The sequence below is a fragment of the Dyadobacter fermentans DSM 18053 genome (assembly GCF_000023125.1).
Classification (GTDB): domain Bacteria; phylum Bacteroidota; class Bacteroidia; order Cytophagales; family Spirosomataceae; genus Dyadobacter; species Dyadobacter fermentans.
Map to the genome: position 1 here is coordinate 1,134,902 of NC_013037.1, position 18,667 is coordinate 1,153,568.

Here is an 18,667-nt window from a genome sequence, read left to right on the forward strand (position 1 = left end):
TACCCAACCTTTCCAGCTCATGAAGGCATCTATCAAAAAGAATTACCGCACACTGACCGACCTGGTCAAAGCCTGCCAGAACAACGACCCCCGCGCGCAGACATTATTTTACAACAGGTTCCGGAGCGAGCTTATCCGCATTTGTTCACGTTTCGCGCGGACGCACATGGAGGCGGAAGATATTTATCAGGAATCGTTCGTTAAGATTTTCAGACATATTCACGAAGTACAAAACCTGGAATCCATCGAATCGTGGATGCGGTCGGTGGTGACGCGTACCGCCATCAACTATTATCACCGTACCACCAAAAAAGAAACGCTGAACCATTCCATGGACATGTCACCCATGGATTTCGAATCCAATGAGCACGTTTGCCTGATCGACAGCCTGAGCGCCGGCATCGTGAGCGATATGATCGCGCAGCTTCCCGATGGTTACAAGCGGATTGTCAACCTGCATTTGATCGACGGCTATTCACATATCGAAATCGCCCAGACGCTTTCCATTACCGACAGCACATCGCGCTCCCAGCTGCTGCGCGGCCGCAACCTGCTCATGAAAAAGCTGCGTAAATGCGGCATTTACGGTTACGAGGCGCCCTGATAGACAGCGGGTGCCGGCCCGTCAAGACTTTTTTGGCGTAATTGTTGTTATGATCCGGAATACAACGGTCAACAAACGATATGAAACAATTAAGTCTTTTTGGGTCTGAAGAAACCCTGCTTTTTCCCGAAAACCTGCTCGAATATTATCCCGGCTTCGTGCCACCGGACGAAAGTGCCGCGCTCATCGGGAAATGGATCACGGAGGTTCCCTGGCGGCAGCAGGTCATGCAAATGTACGGCAAACAGGTAACTGCCCCCCGGCTCATGGCCTGGTATGGCGATACCGAAAAGTCGTACACGTTTTCGGGCACCCGTTTTGAACCCTATGGCTGGACAAAGGAACTGGCCGCATTGAAAAAGCGCATTGAAGAGAAAACCGGTTTTACATTCAACAGCGTGCTGCTGAACTACTACCGCGACGGCAACGATTCCGTGGCCTGGCACGGCGACAATGAGCAGGAGCTGGGCCGGAACCCTGTGATCGCTTCCGTAAGCCTGGGCCAGGAGCGTCGGTTCGAGTTCCGATACCGGGCCGATCATTCGCGGAAATATGGCCTGCCGCTGGAAAACGGCTCGCTGCTGATCATGAAGGGCGACTTGCAGCATACCTGGGAGCACCGCATTCCAAAATCGAAAACGCAGAATGCCCCGAGGATCAACCTCACTTTCAGGACCATTCAAAGGTAAGTGTGTGCATAGTGAATGTTAGGGAATTAAAACTTAGGGCTGGTAGAATCTCACCGTGCCGTCTTCTTCATTGCTCGTCACGAGCAGGCTTCTGCCATTCGGGCTTTTATCGGCTGTGATAAACAGCACGCCTTCCGGTGCGTCGCCGGTTTTGATGATTTGCAGAAACTGCGGTGCGCCGGGGTTACTCAGATCGTACACGGCGATCGCATCCACACGCTCCAATGCGACAAATGCAACAGGCTTGCCATTCGTCCATCCCACGGTAACACCTTCGGGTTCAACACCTTTATCGTCCGAACGCGAATCGTCGTAAATGCCGGCTTTGATCACCTCTTGTTCCAGGGAGTTGCCCGATTCATACACGCGCTTCATATCCGCGGCGTGGAAAATGCTGAAACCGCGTCCGCCGAATGCGTACAATTCTTCGTACACGCCGTCTTTTTCGTTGTCTCCGCGGGTGCTCGTCACGCGCAGGCGGCCGAGGTTAGCGGTCTTTTTCAGTTCGTCGCCGTTGGGGAAATAAACGGGGTTCAGTTTCAGGGAGCTTACACGCTTCTGCTCATCGAAGGTGCTGTACTCGCGGGCATCGCCTTCATCGGCGGTGATCACATACGGCGTACCGTTCACGGTGAAGTAGGAAATGGCGTCGGGCAGGTAAAACGACTTGATCGGCCAGTTTTTCAGTTCCACTTTCTTATCGTCATCGCTCGCGTCGATTGAATTGAGGATGTAATTCATATCCTTCGTGCCGAGCGCGTGCAGGCTCACGATTTTGCCGTTAACGAGGTCGATTTCGGCCACGCCGTTGTTTTCCTGCAAGGTCACGAATGCTTTTTGTGAATTATCTGAAATCGCCACGTATTCGGGCTCGATGTCCTGGGCGAACGTCGCCTTAGGGCCGAACATCCGGAAGCCTTTTGGCGCGAGTGCCGCATATTGGCTTTCAAAACCTGCGAAGTCGAGGGTTTTAACACTGTAATTATTCGAAACGTCGATGATCGAAACCGTTCCTTCGGGGTCGATGCTGTAATCCGCGTTGGGCTCGCCTTCGTTGGCGGTCACGATGAATCGGCCGTCTGGGCTGAACGTCACCATGTCGGGCAATGCACCCACGGTAATTTGTTGTAGCACATCCAATGTGCTGGTATTGAGCACGATCACGCTGCCGTTGGCTTGCTTGTTGGTCGCTTCGAGCGCGATGGCGAGCTTGCCGTCGGATATGGCTACGCTATTGGCCACGCCGCCCAGTGACGACACGTCGATCGGCTGCAATTTGGTCACAGCCGGGAATGCCGACAGGTCGAGCACGTCCACAATCGCCGCCTTCTCATTGTTAACCGTAAACAACCGTTTCGAAATGGGGTCGTAGGCCGAGATTTCGGCTGCTGCGGTGCCGCCCAGGTCGATATCCGCTACTTCCCTGAATGCCGCAGTATTTTCCTGAACAGGGTTTTGGGGAAAATGGTCTGTACAGCCATTCAGCAATGCTGCCGCGAGCAATAGCGCTAGTAAAGGTTTCTTTTGCATTTTGGATTGTGAGTAGTTTTGAAAACTAAATGTACTCACGCGGGAAAACGGCCGGGCGCCACTTGGGGAAACTTAACAGAAAGTTAACGACAACGTAGGTTTTGGGCTAGAAATGCTTCTTAATCAATGTATTGGTTAATATTCGGGTAACAATCTGTTGACATTCCGGAAACACGGGCGAAGTAGTTTTGCACTTTCGAAAACTACTCAAATACTCCTGGTTTCACCTATGAAAAAATTCTCCATGTTGTGCTGCGGGCTGATGATGGCATCGGCCGTGCAGGCACAATCCGTCGTGAAAGGGTTCGTGTTCAACGACCTGAACGGCAATGGCCGCAAGGACAAAAACGAAAAAGGGCTGGCGCAGGTGTCGGTGTCCAATGGCACGAAGGTCGTGCAGACGGATGCGAACGGTCAGTATGAATTACCCGTAGCGAAGGACAATGTCCTGTTTGTGATCAAACCGTCGGGCTACGCGGTGCCGCTCACGGACGATAACCTGCCGCGTTTCTACCGTTTGCACAAGCCCGAAGGCTCGCCCGCCCTGAAATACAAAGGCGTTGCCCCTACGGGCGCATTACCCGCATCGCTCGATTTCGCGCTCACCGCCCGGCCGGAAGCCGACGATTACACCGCCCTCATCTTCGGCGATCCGCAGCCCTACACGCTCGAAGACATCGAATACTTTACCCGCGGCATTGTGAGCGAGGTGGAAGGCATTAAAGATGTAGCGTTCGGGCTGAGCCTGGGCGACCTCGTGGGCGACAATCTGGATCTGCACCATCCCTACGTAAAAGCGGTGAAAAGGGTAGGGTTGCCCTGGTACAACCTCATGGGTAACCACGATATGGATTACGACGCAAAGGCGGATTCGCTGTCCGACGATACCTACGAAGCGCATTTCGGCCCTGCAAATTATGCATTCAATGTGGGTAAAGTGCATTACATCATCCTGGACGATATCCTTTATCCCGACCCGCGCGACGGCAAGGGTTACTGGGGAGGCTTCCGCAAAGACCAGCTGGATTTTGTAGAAAACGACCTGAAATTCGTTCCCAAAGACCAGCTCATCGTATTGGCATACCACATTCCATTGCACGAGGAAGGCGAAGGCGATGCATTCCGCGACGACGACCGCAACCGCCTGTTCAGCATCCTCAAAGACTATCCGCACACATTTTCGCTCTCCGCGCACACCCATTTGCAACGCCAGAACTTCCACGGAAAAGAGCAGGGCTGGAACGGCGCGAAGCCATTCCACGAATACAATGCCGGCACGACGTCGGGCGACTGGTACTCGGGAGAGTTCAATATCCAGGGCGTTCCGTCATCGACCATGCGCGACGGCACGCCGAAAGGCTACGCATTCCTGCGCATCAAAGGCAACCAGTATACGATTGATTACAAGGTGGCCGGTGAGCCGAAAGAATACCAGATCCGCATTCACACGCCCCGCGTAGTGCCGGCGGGAGGCAATACTTCGTCGGGCATTTACGCCAACTTTTTCATGGGCCACGAGGGGAATTCCGTGCAGTACCGCATCGATAACGGCGCGTGGAAGGACATGGCGTTCCAGGCCGAGCCCGACCCGCATTTCCAGCGGCTGGTGCACAACTGGGATTATACCGAATACCTACCGGCAGGTCGGCGCCCTAGCAATCCCGTGAAAAGCACCCACCTCTGGCGTGGCGCATTTCCGAACAACCTCACCGAAGGCAAGCACACGGTGGAAGTGAAAGCGAAAGACATGTTTGGACGCGAATTCACGCAAACGCAGGCTTTCTGGGCGGAGCAAAAGGCCCAATAGCGTGATCTGTAAAAAAAGATACCCCCGAATGCCGGGGGTATCTTTACAAAAAACCACATCCTAAATTAATATCTCAATTCCAGCCGCCCCCGAGTGCCCGGTAAATATTCACCATGGCATTCATCTGGCGCATTTTGGTTTCGATCAGTTCAAATCTCGATTCCAGTGCGTCGCGCTGCGTGAGGAGCACTTCCATATAATCGGCGCGCGCCGAGGCGAACAGCCGGTTCGAAATGGTGGTCGACTGGTTCAATGCATCCACTTCCTTCGTTTTCAGGTCGTAGCTCTTTTCGAGGTTATTGATGTTCGAAAGCTGATTTACGACCTCGATGTAAGCATTCAGCACGGTACGCTCGTAGTTGTAAATGGCCTGGATCTGGCGTGCATTGGCATTAGCATAACCGGCGCGGATGGCGTAGCGGTTAATCACAGGCGCGGCGAGGTCGCCGATCAGCGATCCCACGATCGACTCCGGCACACGCGCCAGATAAATCGGGCTGAACGCCTGCAAACCAAGACTTGCCGATAATCCCAGTGAGGGGTAGAAATTAGCTCGCGCCACATTCACGTCGATCTTCGCCGCTTCCAGGTCGAGTTCCGCCTGACGGATGTCCGGGCGGTTGGAGAGCAATTGCGACGGGATACCGGCCTGCACCACATTCGGAACGAGGTTTTCAAATCCCGACTGGCTGCGCTGCACCGGCTGCGGATAACGGCCTACGAGAAAATTAATGCGGTTTTCAGTTTCCACAATACGCTGCTGAATGCCGTATTGAAGGTTTTGTGTTTTCAAAACCTGCGCCTCGAACCGCTTCACAGCCAGCTCGGTAACGCGGGTAGCCTCTTTCTCCATTTTAACGATCTTCAATGCATTGGTCTGAATATCCACATTCTGGCGGATAATGGCCAGCTGGGTGTCCAGCGCGAGCAGCTCATAGTAGGAGTTCGCGATTTCCGCCGCCAGGTTCGTCATCATGAAATTTTTCCCTTCAATCGACGATAAATACCGCGTTGCCGCTGCTTTTTTTGCATTGCGCAGCTTGTGCCATATATCCACCTCCCAGCGCGCCACGGCCTGGATGTTCACGTCGGGCAGCGGTTCCGGCGTTTCTCTGCCGGGTTTAATGTCCGTGGTGGCTTCGCTCGCGCCAATATTCGTGTAGCGCGCCGCTTTTTCCACTCCCGCACCGCCGCGCAGGCCTATAAACGGCAGGTATTCCCCTTTGCGGGCGCCGATCTCGTTCTGCGAAATCGCGATTTCCTGCATCGTAATGTTCAATTCCTGGTTGTTCCTGAATGCGGTGTCGATCAGCGCATTCAGGTTAGGATCTGTAAAAAAGGATTTCCAGGATACTTTGGCGGCGTTGGTGGAATCCTGTGAGCCGTTGAAGCTCACAGGTACCACTTTATTTTCCGTTTTCTGGGGTAATGTCGGGATGTTGCAGGCCGAGTAAGTCAGCCCGATGAACGCGATCCCGGCCCAGTTCAATATTTTCTTATTTCGCATGTTCGTCGTTTTCTTCTGTGTGAGGGAAAGCATCAAGGGCGTGCACGAAACCTTCGGATAACGGGCTATCGTCCTCGTTCCGGATAAGCTGCCGGCCGTCGGCCAGGTTGCCGAATATGAAGTACAACCCCGGGATGATAATGACCCCGAAAATGGTACCGAACAGCATACCGCCCAATGCGGACGCGCCGATGGTACGGTTACCGATCGCGCCCGCGCCGGTAGCGACGATCAGCGGGATCAGCCCGGCCACGAATGCGAAGGACGTCATCAGGATCGGACGGAAACGCACTTTCGCTCCCTCAATCGCCGCTTCGAGGATTGTAGCGCCTTCCTGCCGTTTCTGTACGGCAAACTCGACGATCAACACCGCATTCTTACCCAGCAAACCCACGAGCATGATCAGCCCGATTTGCGCGTAAATGTTGTTTTCCAATCCCATCAGGTTCAGCATCAGGAACGAGCCGAATACCCCCACCGGAAGCGAAAACACCACCGCGAGCGGAATGATAAAGCTCTCGTACTGCGCCGCAAGCACCAGGTATACGAATGCAAGTACGATCATGAACACCACCAGCGATTCATTGCCGCGGATCGATTCGTCGTAGGATAGCCCTTCAAATGCAATATCGTACCCTTTCGGCAGCGTTTTGGCCGCTACCTCACGGATTGCCTGGATGGCCTCGGCCGTGGTGTAACCCTTGGCCGGCAGCCCCTGGATCGCCGCGGAATTGTAGAGGTTGAAACGCGTGATTTCGTTCGGGCCCTGGCCTTTTTTCAGCTTCATGAACGATGAATAGGGCACCATTTCACCGGCTTCGTTTTTGACAAACAGTTTAAGCAAGTCGGACGGCAGCCTTCTGTACTGAGGGTCGGACTGTACGTACACTTTGAAAAACTGGTTGAACTTGATGAAACCCTGCTCATATGTACTACCGATCATAATGTTGAGGTTATCCATCGCTTTGCCGATCGAAACGCCCTTCTGCATGGCCAGCTTGTTGTCGATTTCCAGCTCGTATTGCGGATAATTGGCCGCGAAGAAGGTGAAAAGGCCCGTCAGCTCCTTGCGTTTCGCCAGATTGTCGAGGAACTCCTTGTTGATTTTATCAAACTCGTGGTAGTCGGTGTCGGTGTTTTTGTCGAGCAAACGCATCGAGAAACCGCCGGAAGTACCGAAACCGGGGATTGCAGGCGGTTCGAAAAACTCAACCGTCGCGCCGAGGCCTTTCGAGGCATGTTCCAGCTCTTCCATGATCTCCTTCACATTATGGTCACGCTCGTGCCATGGTTTCAGGTTGATCAGACAGGTACCCGCATTGGAACCGCGGCCCTCGGTCATGATCTCGTAACCCGCCAGCGACGACACGGATTCAATGCCTTCCACCTCTTCGCAAATCTTCTGCAAGCGCCGCGATACCTCGTTGGTTTTTTCCAAAGTAGAACCGGGAGGCGTCTGGATGATCGCGTAAATCGTGCTCTGGTCTTCGTTGGGGATAAAACCGGCCGGTACTACGGAGTTTTCATACCAAATCCCTGCGCAAAACAGGCCCAGCACGCCGAATGTCACTACACGACGGCTCACGATCAGTTTCAATAACCACACATATTTGCCGGTCATTTTGTCGAAACCGCGATTGAAACTGTCGAGCGCGCGGGTGAGCACATTCTTTTTGCGCTCGTGTCCGTGGTGGTTTTTGAGCATGATCGCACAAAGCACCGGCGTGAGAGTAAGGGCAATGATCGCCGAGATCACAATGGAGCTCGCCATTGTAATGGAAAACTGGCGGTAGAATGTACCCACGGGCCCCGACATGAACGAAATAGGCAGGAACACCGATACCATCACGGCGGTGATCGCGATGATCGCGCCGGAAATCTCTCCAAGAACTTTTCTAACAGCGTTAAATGGTGACAAATGCGGCTCTTCTTCCATCTTGGCATGGACCGCCTCTACCACCACAATCGCATCATCTACCACAATACCGATCGCCAGTACCAGCGCAAAAAGGGTGATCAGGTTAATGGAAAGCCCGAATGCCTGGATCACGAAGAATGCACCCACCAACGATACCGGCACAGCGAGGATCGGGATCAGCGTCGAACGCCAGTCGCCGAGGAAGATGAACACCACGATTGCCACGAGGATGAATGCGTCGCGCAGGGTGTGGATTACCTGTTCAATAGACGCGTCGAGGAATTGCGAAACGTCGTAGCTAATCTTGTAATCCATGCCGGGAGGGAAAGATGCCTTCATCACATCCAGCTTCTCCTTCACTTCTTTGATCACATCACTGGCATTACTGCCATAGTTTTGGCGCAAAACGATCGCCGCCGAGGCCCGGCCGTCGAGGTTGGAATAAATATCGAAGAATTCGCTTCCCAGTTCCACCTTGGCAATATCCTTCAAATGGATGCTTTCGCCTTCCGAGTTGGCACGGATGATAATGTCCTCATATTCTTTGGGTTCGCTGTACCGGCCTTTGTAAGTAAGGACATATTCGAGCGATTGCGCCGCAATACCCGAGCTTTGCCCGATCCGGCCGGGGCGTCCGATGATACTCTGTTCGCCCAGCGCCTTCATCACTTCTTCCACCGAAATGCTGTACGCACGCATGCGGTCGGGATTGAGCCATACGCGCATTGCGTAGCGGCGGCTACCGAGGATCTGTGCACGCGCCACACCCTTTGTCCGCTGGATTTCCGGGATCATTTTCACGGTGGCGTAGTTGAAGAGGAATTTCTCGTCGATGGTCTTCGATTTGGAATACAAATTGACGTACATCAGCATACTTGGCTGAATGGGCGTGATAATCACACCTTCGCGCTGCACGAGCTCGGGCAGGAGCGGCATTACCTGGTCCACCCGCGTTTTCACCCGGATCACGGCGTCGTTCGGGTCGGTGCCCGGTTCGAAGATGATCCGCAGGGTGGCTTCACCGGCACTGGTGGCGTCGGTGGCAATGTAGCGCATGTCCTGAACACCGTTAATCGCCTGTTCCAGCGTAATGAGCGTGGATTTTACCAACACGTCGGCACTCGATCCGGGGTAGGCTATGAAGATGTTAACAGTGGTAGGTGCAATGTCCGGGAACTGCGAGATGGGCAGTTTTTTGATAGCCAGTATACCTACAAAGACTATCATGACCGATATCACAATCGCGAATACTGGTCGTCGTATGAATTGATTAAACATATCTTTGGCTTTTGGAACGGATTATTCCGCGTAGAGGCTGAGGTTGGAAATGACCGAATCGGGCTTCTGGAACTTGTAGCTGATCTTCTCGTTTTCACGGACCTGGCGCAGGCCTTCCAACAATATCTTGTCGTCTTTTTGCAGCCCATGCGAAATCGCGAAAATGTGGGGCAGCTCTGCCGCGACCGTGATCTCGCGTGACTGGATTTTGTTGTCCTTGTCGAGCACGTAGCAATATTTCTTTTCCAATACTTCAAAAGTCGCTTTCTGCGGGATCAGGAGGGCATTTTTAAGCGGCACGGTCACGAGCACATTACCCGTTTCGCCGTGGCGCAGCAGGCCTTTGGGGTTCGGGAACGTGGCCCGGAATGCGATGTTACCGGTTTCGTTGTTAAAATCGGCCTCGATGGTTTTCACGGCGCCGGTGTAGTCGAAGAGTTTCTCGTTAGCCATTTTTAGCTTCACTTTCAGCAGGTCGCCATTGTCCTGGTTCGTCTTGTAATCGAGGTATTCGGCTTCTGGTACGTTGAAGTACACCCACATTTCGCTGTTGTCGGACAGGGTCGTGAGCAGGTCGCCTTCGTCCACCAGGCTACCGAGCCGCACCTGGAAATGGTCCATAATCCCGCTGAACGGCGCGCGTATTTCGGTGAACCCGAGGTGCGTCTGCGCGAGCCCGAGTTCCGCTTTCGCTTTATCGAATTTGGCTTTGGCCAGTGCGAGCTCGTTTTTGGAAACCACATTGCTGTCCGCCAGGGCCTTGGTATTCTTAAACTCGATTTCGGCAAAATTGGCCTCGGCCTGTGCTTTTTGCTGCTCGGCCTGGTACACCAGCGGCATGATCTGGAACATCAGCTGGCCTTTTTTCACCATCTGGCCTTCGTCTACATATATTTTTTGCAGGTAACCTCTTTCCAGTGCACGCAGCTCGATATGGCTGATCGCCCTGATCTGGCTCACGTACTCTTTGATAATTGTGGTGTCTTTTTGTAAGGGGCTTGTTACGAGATAGTTAACAGGTTCTTCTTTTTCTTCTTCGTGTTTGGAAGTGCAGCTTGTCTGATACAGCAATGCACCCAGGCTCACGAGCATGAGAATTCTTTTCATGATCATTTTTTGGAGTTAGCAATGGGAATTTTTGATAGTTTCTGTTCGTGTGGTCGTGCTGTGGGGCACGCAGCAGGCAGCCGTGCGCATCCGGGGAGTGGTGCTGCGGAAACCGGCATTACAGGCCATAGAAAAGCCTGCCGCTGAGCGGATCATATTCTGAGTACGCGGAGCCTCAGATAGCGGTGAGAAGGGAAAAATGCGCCGTACCGCGGCAACGGACGGCTTTCAGGGATTTTGCAAAGGGAAAGGTTGCGGCCCGCATGGCAGGTCGCCGGTAATGTGCCGCCGGTACGCGGCTGTTTTTTGAGCGACTCGGTGGAATCTTCTTCTTTTTCCTCGGATACCGCTTTAACCAGCTCCGCGAACTTCCGGGCCGCATCGGGCAGGCGAAACGCCGGGTTGTCGTCGTTGAATGCCTGCACAAAATTGGGATGTGCAGATTCGTTTTGTATCTGAATGGGGGAAATGCAAGGCTGGCGTTCCTGCGAGCCTGCATACATATTGCTGACTCCATCCACCAGGAGAATGCACAGGGGCAGGAGATATTTCAGCAATTCTTTAATCATCTTAACGGTGCCGCTATTGAGTTTTTTCGCGCTTCTACGCATACAAAAACCGCACTTCATCCTTAACGCCATGTTAAAAGGATGTTAAAAAGAGATTAAAATCGCTGCCCGGTGCTTGCGCGTGATTGTTCGGTGCGGAAGTGGGGGTGTTTTGGATAAATAATTCTTCTAATTGTGATATTGTTGGCTCAAAAAGAAAAAACGCAGACACTTCCGTGTCCGCGTTATATCCTAAAATCATCGATTGGTGCCGGGCGTTTGTCGGGCGCCAATGCTCAGTGACGTGCCTCTTCGAGGAAATGCTGACCGCGGCTCCGGTAGGCGTGAATGCCGCTGCTGATGAAAATGATCGCTGAAACGATGAGCGCCGCATTCACCACTTCGGGCGTAGTGCCCCAGTTGGCTGCCGCGACGGCGATCAACGCCCATACGCCTACCATCGACGATTCGCGAAGGTTGCGCTTCCAGGTGAGCATCAGGTACACGACGCCCGCCACGCAGATCATGATCACAGTCCACGTCACAGGCGACAGACCGAAGCCATTCCAGCCAATTTTGGTGAAGTACGCCGCTACATTTGCAATGAGCGCCACGGAAATCCAGCCTAGGTAAATGGCGAACGGCCACCAGGTCAATGCGATCTTCTTGATCGGGATCAGGTCCATTTCCATTCTCGTGCGGACGATAATCAGCCAAAGCGAGGTAAGCAGGCCAATCATAATCAGCACCGAAAGTCCCGTGAAATCGTACAGCCAGGCCAGTACCCAGGCCGAATTGGCCGCACAGGAAATGACAAACAGCCAGCCGACTCGTTCGACAATAGCAGGCACTTCGCGCTTGCCCGAAATGCCGCGCGCCTGGTAAATCACAAATGCGGCGAGCAGCAGGTAAATGAGGCCCCAGATGGAAAACGCATAGCCCGAAGGCGTGAAATAGTTTTCGTACCGCGCCGAGACGCTGGCCATGGTGTTGCCGTTGAAAATGCCGGTGTTAGAGAGGTAATTGATCACCACCGTGACGATCAATGCGATGATATTGGCGACTTGCAATGTCTTTTTCATAACTGTTGCTAGTTTCTGAATTGGTGTAACCGCTAATCATCAAAAATTATGCCGCCCGGCAACAAAAAAGGACGCCACCTCAGCGCGGCGCCCTTTCCGGGATTCTTATCTATCTTATTAAACCTAAATGTGCTTCTTTCGTCAGTATTTTCCGGCTTCCCATGCACTGGTGTGTGGGAAGCCGGTTTTTGTATTAATTTAAAAAAGGATCAGAACGAATAGCGCAGGCCGAGCTGGATCTGGTAGGGGCTTCCGTTCAGGCTTGATACGCCTGCACCTTTGTTGACATTGTAGACAAACTCGTTTTTGGCTTTGTCGAAGCTCTTGATGGTATACAGGTTCTGCTTGCCGAGGTTGTTACCCACGCCCCATTCCTTGTTGAGCAGGTTGGCAAAGTTGAACACGTCCACCGAAGCCTCAATGCCGTGCGATTTGTGGATCTTGAACTTCTTGCCCAAACGCACATCGAACACACCATAAAACCCGTTGACACCTCCGTTACGCTCGGCCATTTTGCCGGTGTTTTCGCGTATGAATGTTTTGATGCTCTCCTCTGCCTCAGGATTGTCCAGGATGGCTTTGATGCCCGTGCGGATGTACTCGGGTGTGGCAGAGCTGTTGTGGTCGTAAATGTAGGGCAGGTCGTTGGAAGACACGAAGTCGCCGTTCATATTACCGCTCACGGCCAGCGAGTAGCGCGTTCCGCCGATGCCTGAGTAGCGAACGCCGAGGGTAATGCCCCAGAAGCTTGGCGCCGTACCATATACCACGATCTTGTTGCGGAACTGGTTGTTGGCATAGCTCATGCGGCTCAGGTCGCGCGGGTCGTCGATCACCATCTGGTCGAGGGTGGCCGTGTTGGCTACGTTACCATTGTAGGAAGTGTTGTCCTTCGAGTCGTTCCAGGTGTAGGAAGCGGTGATCTGGCCGTCGCGGAAGTACTTGTACGTACCGTCGATCACGAGCGCATACTGGTTTTTCTTACCATCGCTCACGAGTTCGAGCACGCGGCCCACGTTGGTCGTTTTACGGCCGCGCAGCCAGTTGGTGGCTCCGTTGGCGGCATTGATGCTTTCTGCGGGCACATACACGCCGCGGTTCGCTTCTGCGGCAATGCGGAAGAACGGCTCATCCACCATGTTGCGGTCCGCGTAAAAGTAGTTGTTGCGTGCCCAGGAAGCATATCCGGTCACACCGATCCGCAGACGGTCGCTGAAAAAGTGATTGTAGGACAAATTGGCTTTATACAAAACCGGAACTTTCGCGTCAGGGCTGTTGGTGTTGATCGTCACGAGGCGCTCGATGCCCGGAATATTGAACAACTCCGCACCCGGGGCCTTGCTTGGGTCCTGGCGGTACAATGGGAAATTGGGAGAAGGGACAAGGTCACCCTGGATCTCCACCGAAGCCACTTTGGAACCATCGAACAGCATGTTGTTGATCATCGAGTAAGGGTTCAGGGCTGATCCGAAAATCCCTGCACCGAAGCGGATCACATCCTTGCTCTGCTCGTTTACGTCCCAGGTAAACTGTACGCGCGGCTGCAATTGGAGCGTGTTGATCCGGTTGTTCGTTTTAATGCCCAGTTCATCAAATACCACCTGGCTGAAATTCGCGCGGTTCAGGTACACGGTGTTATCCAGGCGCAACCCGGCCGTCATATCAAGGCCCACACCCAGTTTGGTGTCCATTTGCGCATACAGCCCGGTGCTGAGCGACTTCACTTTATTGCCCTGGTCCTCGGTGAGGTAAATTTCACGGGCATAACGGTATGGTTTCAGGTTATTGAAATTCTCCATTCCCGTGAAGTAGAAACGGCCATTCATTTCGCTGCCATAGCGCGAGTGCATCGAGTTGTACATCATATCGATCCCGAACGTGAAATTGATCTTCCCGGTGTTGTAATACAGATTATCTACGGCCTGTATTACTGTTCCCTTAAACCATTCGGGAGAAAAGCGCTGGCCGCCGATCTGGATCGAGTTCAGGTAAGTGGCTGATCCGGCAACGGATTCCACGTTTTCGACGATCGCGCGCGGAATACCTGCCGAAGGCAGTTCGGAGCTGGGCAATACCTGCACATCTTCGTAGAAATGCTGCACTTTCAGTTCATTGGTCAATCGCGGGTTCAACGTCGTTCTAAGTGACGCCATCAGACTGTTGTCGAACTTCTTGCGGTCGATATACGACTCGTAGAAGTTGATCCCCGAGTTGTCACCTTCCGAAAGGTTGTCGTTCTCGATCACCATGTTATTGCGGATCGTGAGGAGGTTTTTAGCATTCAACTGCCAGTCTATCCGGGCAAATATCGCGTTGGTCCCTTTCGCCTTATCGAACGCGCCGAACTGCGGGTTGTTGGACACCCCGTATTTGTCACGGGCAATGCCCGCGAAACGGTCGAGTGTTGCCTGTGTAACGCGGTTGGCAGCTTCGTCGGCAGGGCTGAGAATATTGGCAATGAAGAGCGGGCGTGAGTCGGTCTGCCGGTCCCAGGCAACAAAAAAGTGCGCCTTGTCCTTGATAATCGGCCCGCCGAGCGAGAATCCGTACTGGTAGGTGGAGTATTCCTGTGTCCGCTTGTTGCCACGGAGGTCGTATTTGCTCGCGAGCGCGTCGTTGCGCAGGAATGCGAATGCGCTACCGGAAAGCTTGTTGGTTCCCGACTTGGTTACGGTGCTGATCGTACCGCCACCGGCGCGGCCCATGGTCACGTCGTATTCGTTGGTTACGACCTTAAACTCACGGATCGCTTCCATCGAAACCGAATAGGCACCCGAAGTTCCGCCACCAGCAATGGTCCCGCGCGACGTCATCCCGTCCACCGTGAAGTTGGTCGATGACGCCAGCTGTCCGCCGAGGCTAGTCCCGTTACTCAGCGGCGAAAGGTCGATGAGCGACGTGAAATTCCGGCCGTTCACCGGCAGTCGTGCTATGTCCCGGGCTGTCACCGGCGTGGATGCGCCCAGGGTTACCACCGTGTTTTTGAGTGAATTGGCAACGATCTCGACGGCTTGCAGCTCGTTGGCGGATGCTTCCAGCGAGAAATTTAGGCGCAGCTGATCACCCTGGTTGAGCGAATAGCCCGTTTTTTTCTGCTCACCGTAACCGATAAACGACACGCTGATCGAGTAGGGCGAACCAAGCGGTAACTGCTTGATAATGTAGTCGCCATTGGCGTCCGTGACCGTACCCGTACTGAAACCGGTCGATTCGTTTTTGACAAACACCGTTGCACCGACCACCGGCCCGGCCTGTCCTTCGCTGACTTTCCCGACAATGGATGCTTCGTTCCCCTGCGCCCACGCCTGGGCCCCGCATAGCAGGAGAAACGCGCATATTCCGAGACATGCAGTAATTAATTTCCTCATTTTTTCTGTTCGTTTGGTTATTGGTACTTTTTTCAAAATGCTTTTTCAGGTGCTCGTTGCGATGGATCGCACCGTTGTTCGGAAATAGGTTGGATTGAGTGGGTCGCGGATTAGCGGCTACACTTTTGGCTTCGGCAAGGGCACGGCGTGCCGCTCCGGCAGACAGGTTCGGAATGGGAATGCAGGAGCATACCGGTGCCGCACGGGCATCAGAAACAATGTCGGCTCAGAACAGTCGTCAAGCGCGATTGCCTGGTCGTATACGTACAGTGAAGGGAAGGTTGACCGCTAAATCCGGCACAAATGTAGGCTGACAATATTATCAATCCGTTAACGACAGATTACGCTTGGATTAAGTCTTTGAAAGGAAGTGAAAGTATTTTAAATAAATAGAAATTTAAATAAATCACATTTTTAAAGTACCAAAAAACAGAGGCCAGGGACGTGGTTTGATTTTTGATGTAACCGAAATTCATTTAACTCATCACAAACATTGGAATCATGGCAAATATCATTTTAGGCGCATCGGGCCGCGTCGGATCGGCGGTTGTTGCGAGGCTCGTCGAAAAGCAGGCGCCGGTGAAAGGGATTGTGAGAAATGCGGAGAAGGCGGAGGCATTACAAGCGACGGGCGCCGACGCCGCCATCGCCGACGCACATAACCTGCCCGCGCTGAAAGTAGCCCTGCGTGACGGCGAGGCACTTTTTGCGCTCACACCGGAAACCGGGCAGGAGGAAAACGTGCTCGGCGATACCAACGACGTACTCACCAACTACCGCGCGGCGCTCGCCGCGGCCAACATCCGCAAGCTCGTGGGACTATCGTCCATGGGCGCGCAGCACCGTGAAGGGACCGGCAACCTGGTCATGTCCTACATGCTCGAACACGCTTTCGACGGGCTGGACCTTACGCGTGTATTCATCCGGCCGGCCTACTATTTCAGCAATTGGCTCGGTTACCTCGAATCGGCCGGGGAAACGGGCGTGCTGCCCACATTCTTCCCGACCGACCTCAAAATCCCAATGATCTGCCCGTCCGACGTGGGCCATTTCGCGGCGGATGTGTTGCTGAACGACGACCGCGACCGGACTATTTACGAAGTCAGCGGCCCGGCATCATACAGTTCGGATGATGTTGCAGAGGCATTCGAAGAGGTTTTAGGTAAAAAGGTGAAAGCGCAGCAAATACCCAGGGACCAATGGGCCGGCACCTTGCAGTCCATCGGCTTTTCCAAAGACGGCATCCGGAATTTTATCGAAATGACCGACGCCGTGATCAGCGGAAAGGCAGGTCCGCAAGGCAACGGCACCATCACCGCCGAAATGGGCACCACGTTGGAAGCCTATCTCGAACAGGCATTGAAAAGCGCATAACCCATCAGCTGGCCGGCAATACATCCGGCAGAATGCGGATGCCGCTGCGTCTCATAAGTTCACTCGCATTGAAATCCGTGCAAATACCGGGTGTGAGCCGGTAGTTGAAGGAAATCTGTCCGTCCTCGATAGTGCTGTTGAAGCTGAAATTGCGGATGTCGGTAGCTAAGCGGGCCAGGTCGAGATCGTGCGTGGAAATGATGCCGAATGCATCGAGTTCGCTCAGCTGGCGGATCAGCGACACGCCGCCGCGGAAACGGTCCTGCGAATTGGTGCCTTTGAACATTTCATCGAGCAGGAAAAAGATCGGTTCGCCCTGGCCCACGAGTTCCAGCAACCGCTCGATGCGCCGCAGCTCGGCATAAAACGAGGAAACGGATTCTTCGAGATTGTCCTGCGTGCGCATGCTCGTAAACACGCGCAGGAGCGAAACGCGGGCATGCGACGCACAGCAGGGCGCTCCCACGAATGCCAGCACGAGGTTAATGCCGATGGTGCGCAGGAACGTACTCTTGCCGGCCATATTGGAGCCGGTGATCATCGTGGTGGCACCACGGCCGCTCATCGTGAAGTCGTTGGTGACGCGCCTGTAATGGTTTAACAAAGGATGGCCAACCGACCGGAAATCAATGAGATAGGGCTCAGTCGTAATTTCGGGGTACTGATACCCGGGATTCGCGTGGGCGAAGCCTGCGAGGCTGGCCAGCGCTTCCAGCTCGCTGATGGCCGCAATCCAGGGACGAATGCGCACACTGTTCCTGGATTTCCAACCTTCGGTCCGCAGTATGAGGTGCACATCGAGCAGCCATAGATTGTTGAGCATTCCGTAAAATGCGTTTTTGCCAATTGTATTGCGCGTGCCCTTTTGCTGGAAAATTTCAAGGTTTTTCTTCAATGCACCTATATCCGACGCAGCCGATTTGCCATTTTCGAACAGCGCCGCGCGTATTTCCCTCAGTTTTTTTCCCGTAAAACTTTCAGCCCAGGCAACGCCGATAAGGGACTGGTATGCACCGAGAATGCCGATGTTTGCCTGCGTGCTTTGGATAATGTGCTCAGCCACAGGCCTGAATTTGCGCAGGTAAACCGAATTGACGGCCACACTGATACCCAGCGGCAGCAAATGCATGAAGGAAAGCTCTTGCAGATGGAACAGGAAGTAAAACAGGAAATAGAGCAGCGCCAGGCTGGCCGCGGCGGCGAGTGCAATGCTGGTCGTTTTCAGCCGTTGCCGCGCGGGTAGGAATTGCGGCGGTTCTTCAATCCATTTCAGGAGCAGGTTGTAACTGCTTTTGGTGGTCTCGAAGGGCATTCCCGCTGCCTGGAACGCCTGTCGCCAATCGGCGAGCGGTGCCAGTTCGCGCACTGCTGCCTGACGTTCGGAGATGGTTTGCCGGTCGGCGGGGGATGTGAGCCAGTGCGCAAGCATCCGCGCGGCCGATTCGGTGGTGGTGCGGTTGAGGAGTTGAAATAGCGAATGATGCCCGAAAATGTCCAGATCGGCCGCGTAGTCCTGGTCGCGGTGCAGGAAAGCATCGCCGGTAGGGAAGCTTGCCAGCTGGTGCTGCGCACGCAGGATTTCGTCCTCATTGATTTGCTTCAAAAGCTCCGCCTTCCGCTTGGCACCAGAAAGCTCGTCATATCTGCGCAGGATCACCATGAACAGCACAGCGCCCGCTACCGCCGTTCCCACCACGGGAATTACCCAGCCATTGGCGGCAAAGAATAGTATCAAAATACCCGTTGCCAGAAAAACGCCCAGACGGGCCAGTGACAGGCTATTGAGCTGGGGTACCAGGCTTTCCGCGATGACTTTGTACTGCCGCGCCTTTTCTTTAAATGTCTCTTCCATGCC

At 53.7% G+C, this 18,667-nt stretch carries 13 protein-coding genes; 5 read left to right on the forward strand and 8 right to left on the reverse strand.

Annotated features, from left to right (window positions below):
- The first annotated feature begins 19 nt into the window (after window positions 1-19).
- A complete protein-coding gene (locus DFER_RS04810; RefSeq protein ID WP_015810479.1) occupies window positions 20-604 on the forward strand; it encodes an RNA polymerase sigma factor in 585 nt (194 codons plus the stop codon).
- An 80-nt stretch (window positions 605-684) separates the two neighbouring features.
- Complete coding sequence (locus tag DFER_RS04815) at window positions 685-1,293, forward strand: alpha-ketoglutarate-dependent dioxygenase AlkB family protein (protein ID WP_015810480.1); 609 nt, start codon at window positions 685-687, stop codon at window positions 1,291-1,293.
- Window positions 1,294-1,326: 33 nt separating this feature from the next.
- On the opposite strand, the gene DFER_RS04820 is transcribed toward DFER_RS04815, so the two are convergent.
- Window positions 1,327-2,823, reverse strand: coding sequence for a choice-of-anchor I family protein (locus DFER_RS04820; protein ID WP_015810481.1), 1,497 nt, complete (start codon window positions 2,821-2,823; stop codon window positions 1,327-1,329).
- A 229-nt stretch (window positions 2,824-3,052) separates the two neighbouring features.
- Between DFER_RS04820 and DFER_RS04825 the strand changes: the two genes are divergently transcribed.
- Window positions 3,053-4,630 (forward strand): calcineurin-like phosphoesterase C-terminal domain-containing protein, encoded by a 1,578-nt coding sequence (locus DFER_RS04825; protein WP_015810482.1) that lies wholly within the window; start codon window positions 3,053-3,055, stop codon window positions 4,628-4,630.
- Window positions 4,631-4,703: 73 nt separating this feature from the next.
- Here DFER_RS04825 and DFER_RS04830 read toward each other — a convergent pair whose 3' ends face one another.
- The 3 genes from DFER_RS04830 to DFER_RS04840 are packed head-to-tail and all read right to left on the reverse strand — an operon-like array spanning window position 4,704 to window position 10,440.
- Window positions 4,704-6,137 (reverse strand): TolC family protein, encoded by a 1,434-nt coding sequence (locus DFER_RS04830; RefSeq protein WP_015810483.1) that lies wholly within the window; start codon window positions 6,135-6,137, stop codon window positions 4,704-4,706.
- A complete protein-coding gene (locus DFER_RS04835) occupies window positions 6,127-9,333 on the reverse strand; it encodes an efflux RND transporter permease subunit (RefSeq protein ID WP_083769044.1) in 3,207 nt (1,068 codons plus the stop codon). Before DFER_RS04835 ends, DFER_RS04830 begins: the two co-directional genes overlap by 11 nt.
- 21 nt (window positions 9,334-9,354) lie before the next feature.
- Window positions 9,355-10,440 carry an efflux RND transporter periplasmic adaptor subunit gene (locus DFER_RS04840; RefSeq protein ID WP_041735926.1) on the reverse strand — a complete coding sequence of 362 codons (1,086 nt, stop codon included), beginning with the start codon at window positions 10,438-10,440 and terminating at the stop codon, window positions 9,355-9,357.
- Between the two features lie 31 nt (window positions 10,441-10,471).
- Between DFER_RS04840 and DFER_RS30680 the strand changes: the two genes are divergently transcribed.
- Window positions 10,472-10,603: a hypothetical protein gene (locus DFER_RS30680; RefSeq protein ID WP_262485295.1), complete on the forward strand. Its 132-nt coding sequence runs from the start codon at window positions 10,472-10,474 to the stop codon at window positions 10,601-10,603.
- On the opposite strand, the gene DFER_RS04845 is transcribed toward DFER_RS30680, so the two are convergent.
- From DFER_RS04845 to DFER_RS04855, 3 genes are all read right to left on the reverse strand, one after another.
- Window positions 10,593-11,009, reverse strand: coding sequence for a hypothetical protein (locus DFER_RS04845; RefSeq protein WP_041735929.1), 417 nt, complete (start codon window positions 11,007-11,009; stop codon window positions 10,593-10,595). The two genes, DFER_RS30680 and DFER_RS04845, sit on opposite strands and share 11 nt — an antisense overlap.
- A gap of 275 nt (window positions 11,010-11,284) precedes the next feature.
- Window positions 11,285-12,070, reverse strand: a complete 786-nt coding sequence (locus DFER_RS04850) for a TspO-related membrane protein (protein WP_015810487.1) — start codon at window positions 12,068-12,070, stop codon at window positions 11,285-11,287.
- A 209-nt stretch (window positions 12,071-12,279) separates the two neighbouring features.
- Window positions 12,280-15,438, reverse strand: coding sequence for a TonB-dependent receptor (locus tag DFER_RS04855; protein WP_015810488.1), 3,159 nt, complete (start codon window positions 15,436-15,438; stop codon window positions 12,280-12,282).
- A gap of 501 nt (window positions 15,439-15,939) precedes the next feature.
- Between DFER_RS04855 and DFER_RS04860 the strand changes: the two genes are divergently transcribed.
- A complete protein-coding gene (locus DFER_RS04860) occupies window positions 15,940-16,812 on the forward strand; it encodes an NmrA family NAD(P)-binding protein (RefSeq protein WP_015810490.1) in 873 nt (290 codons plus the stop codon).
- 4 nt (window positions 16,813-16,816) lie between these two features.
- On the opposite strand, the gene DFER_RS04865 is transcribed toward DFER_RS04860, so the two are convergent.
- A complete protein-coding gene (locus DFER_RS04865) occupies window positions 16,817-18,664 on the reverse strand; it encodes a MutS-related protein (protein WP_015810491.1) in 1,848 nt (615 codons plus the stop codon).
- Window positions 18,665-18,667 lie beyond the last annotated feature (3 nt).

Coding starts and splice junctions, on each gene's coding strand:
- DFER_RS04810 (WP_015810479.1), top strand. CDS start 20: ATGAAGGCATCTATCAAAAAGAATTACCGCACACTGACCGACCTGGTC.
- DFER_RS04815 (WP_015810480.1), top strand. CDS start 685: ATGAAACAATTAAGTCTTTTTGGGTCTGAAGAAACCCTGCTTTTTCCC.
- DFER_RS04820 (WP_015810481.1), bottom strand. CDS start 2,823: ATGCAAAAGAAACCTTTACTAGCGCTATTGCTCGCGGCAGCATTGCTG.
- DFER_RS04825 (WP_015810482.1), top strand. CDS start 3,053: ATGAAAAAATTCTCCATGTTGTGCTGCGGGCTGATGATGGCATCGGCC.
- DFER_RS04830 (WP_015810483.1), bottom strand. CDS start 6,137: ATGCGAAATAAGAAAATATTGAACTGGGCCGGGATCGCGTTCATCGGG.
- DFER_RS04835 (WP_083769044.1), bottom strand. CDS start 9,333: ATGTTTAATCAATTCATACGACGACCAGTATTCGCGATTGTGATATCG.
- DFER_RS04840 (WP_041735926.1), bottom strand. CDS start 10,440: ATGAAAAGAATTCTCATGCTCGTGAGCCTGGGTGCATTGCTGTATCAG.
- DFER_RS04845 (WP_041735929.1), bottom strand. CDS start 11,009: ATGATTAAAGAATTGCTGAAATATCTCCTGCCCCTGTGCATTCTCCTG.
- DFER_RS04850 (WP_015810487.1), bottom strand. CDS start 12,070: ATGAAAAAGACATTGCAAGTCGCCAATATCATCGCATTGATCGTCACG.
- DFER_RS04855 (WP_015810488.1), bottom strand. CDS start 15,438: ATGAGGAAATTAATTACTGCATGTCTCGGAATATGCGCGTTTCTCCTG.
- DFER_RS04860 (WP_015810490.1), top strand. CDS start 15,940: ATGGCAAATATCATTTTAGGCGCATCGGGCCGCGTCGGATCGGCGGTT.
- DFER_RS04865 (WP_015810491.1), bottom strand. CDS start 18,664: ATGGAAGAGACATTTAAAGAAAAGGCGCGGCAGTACAAAGTCATCGCG.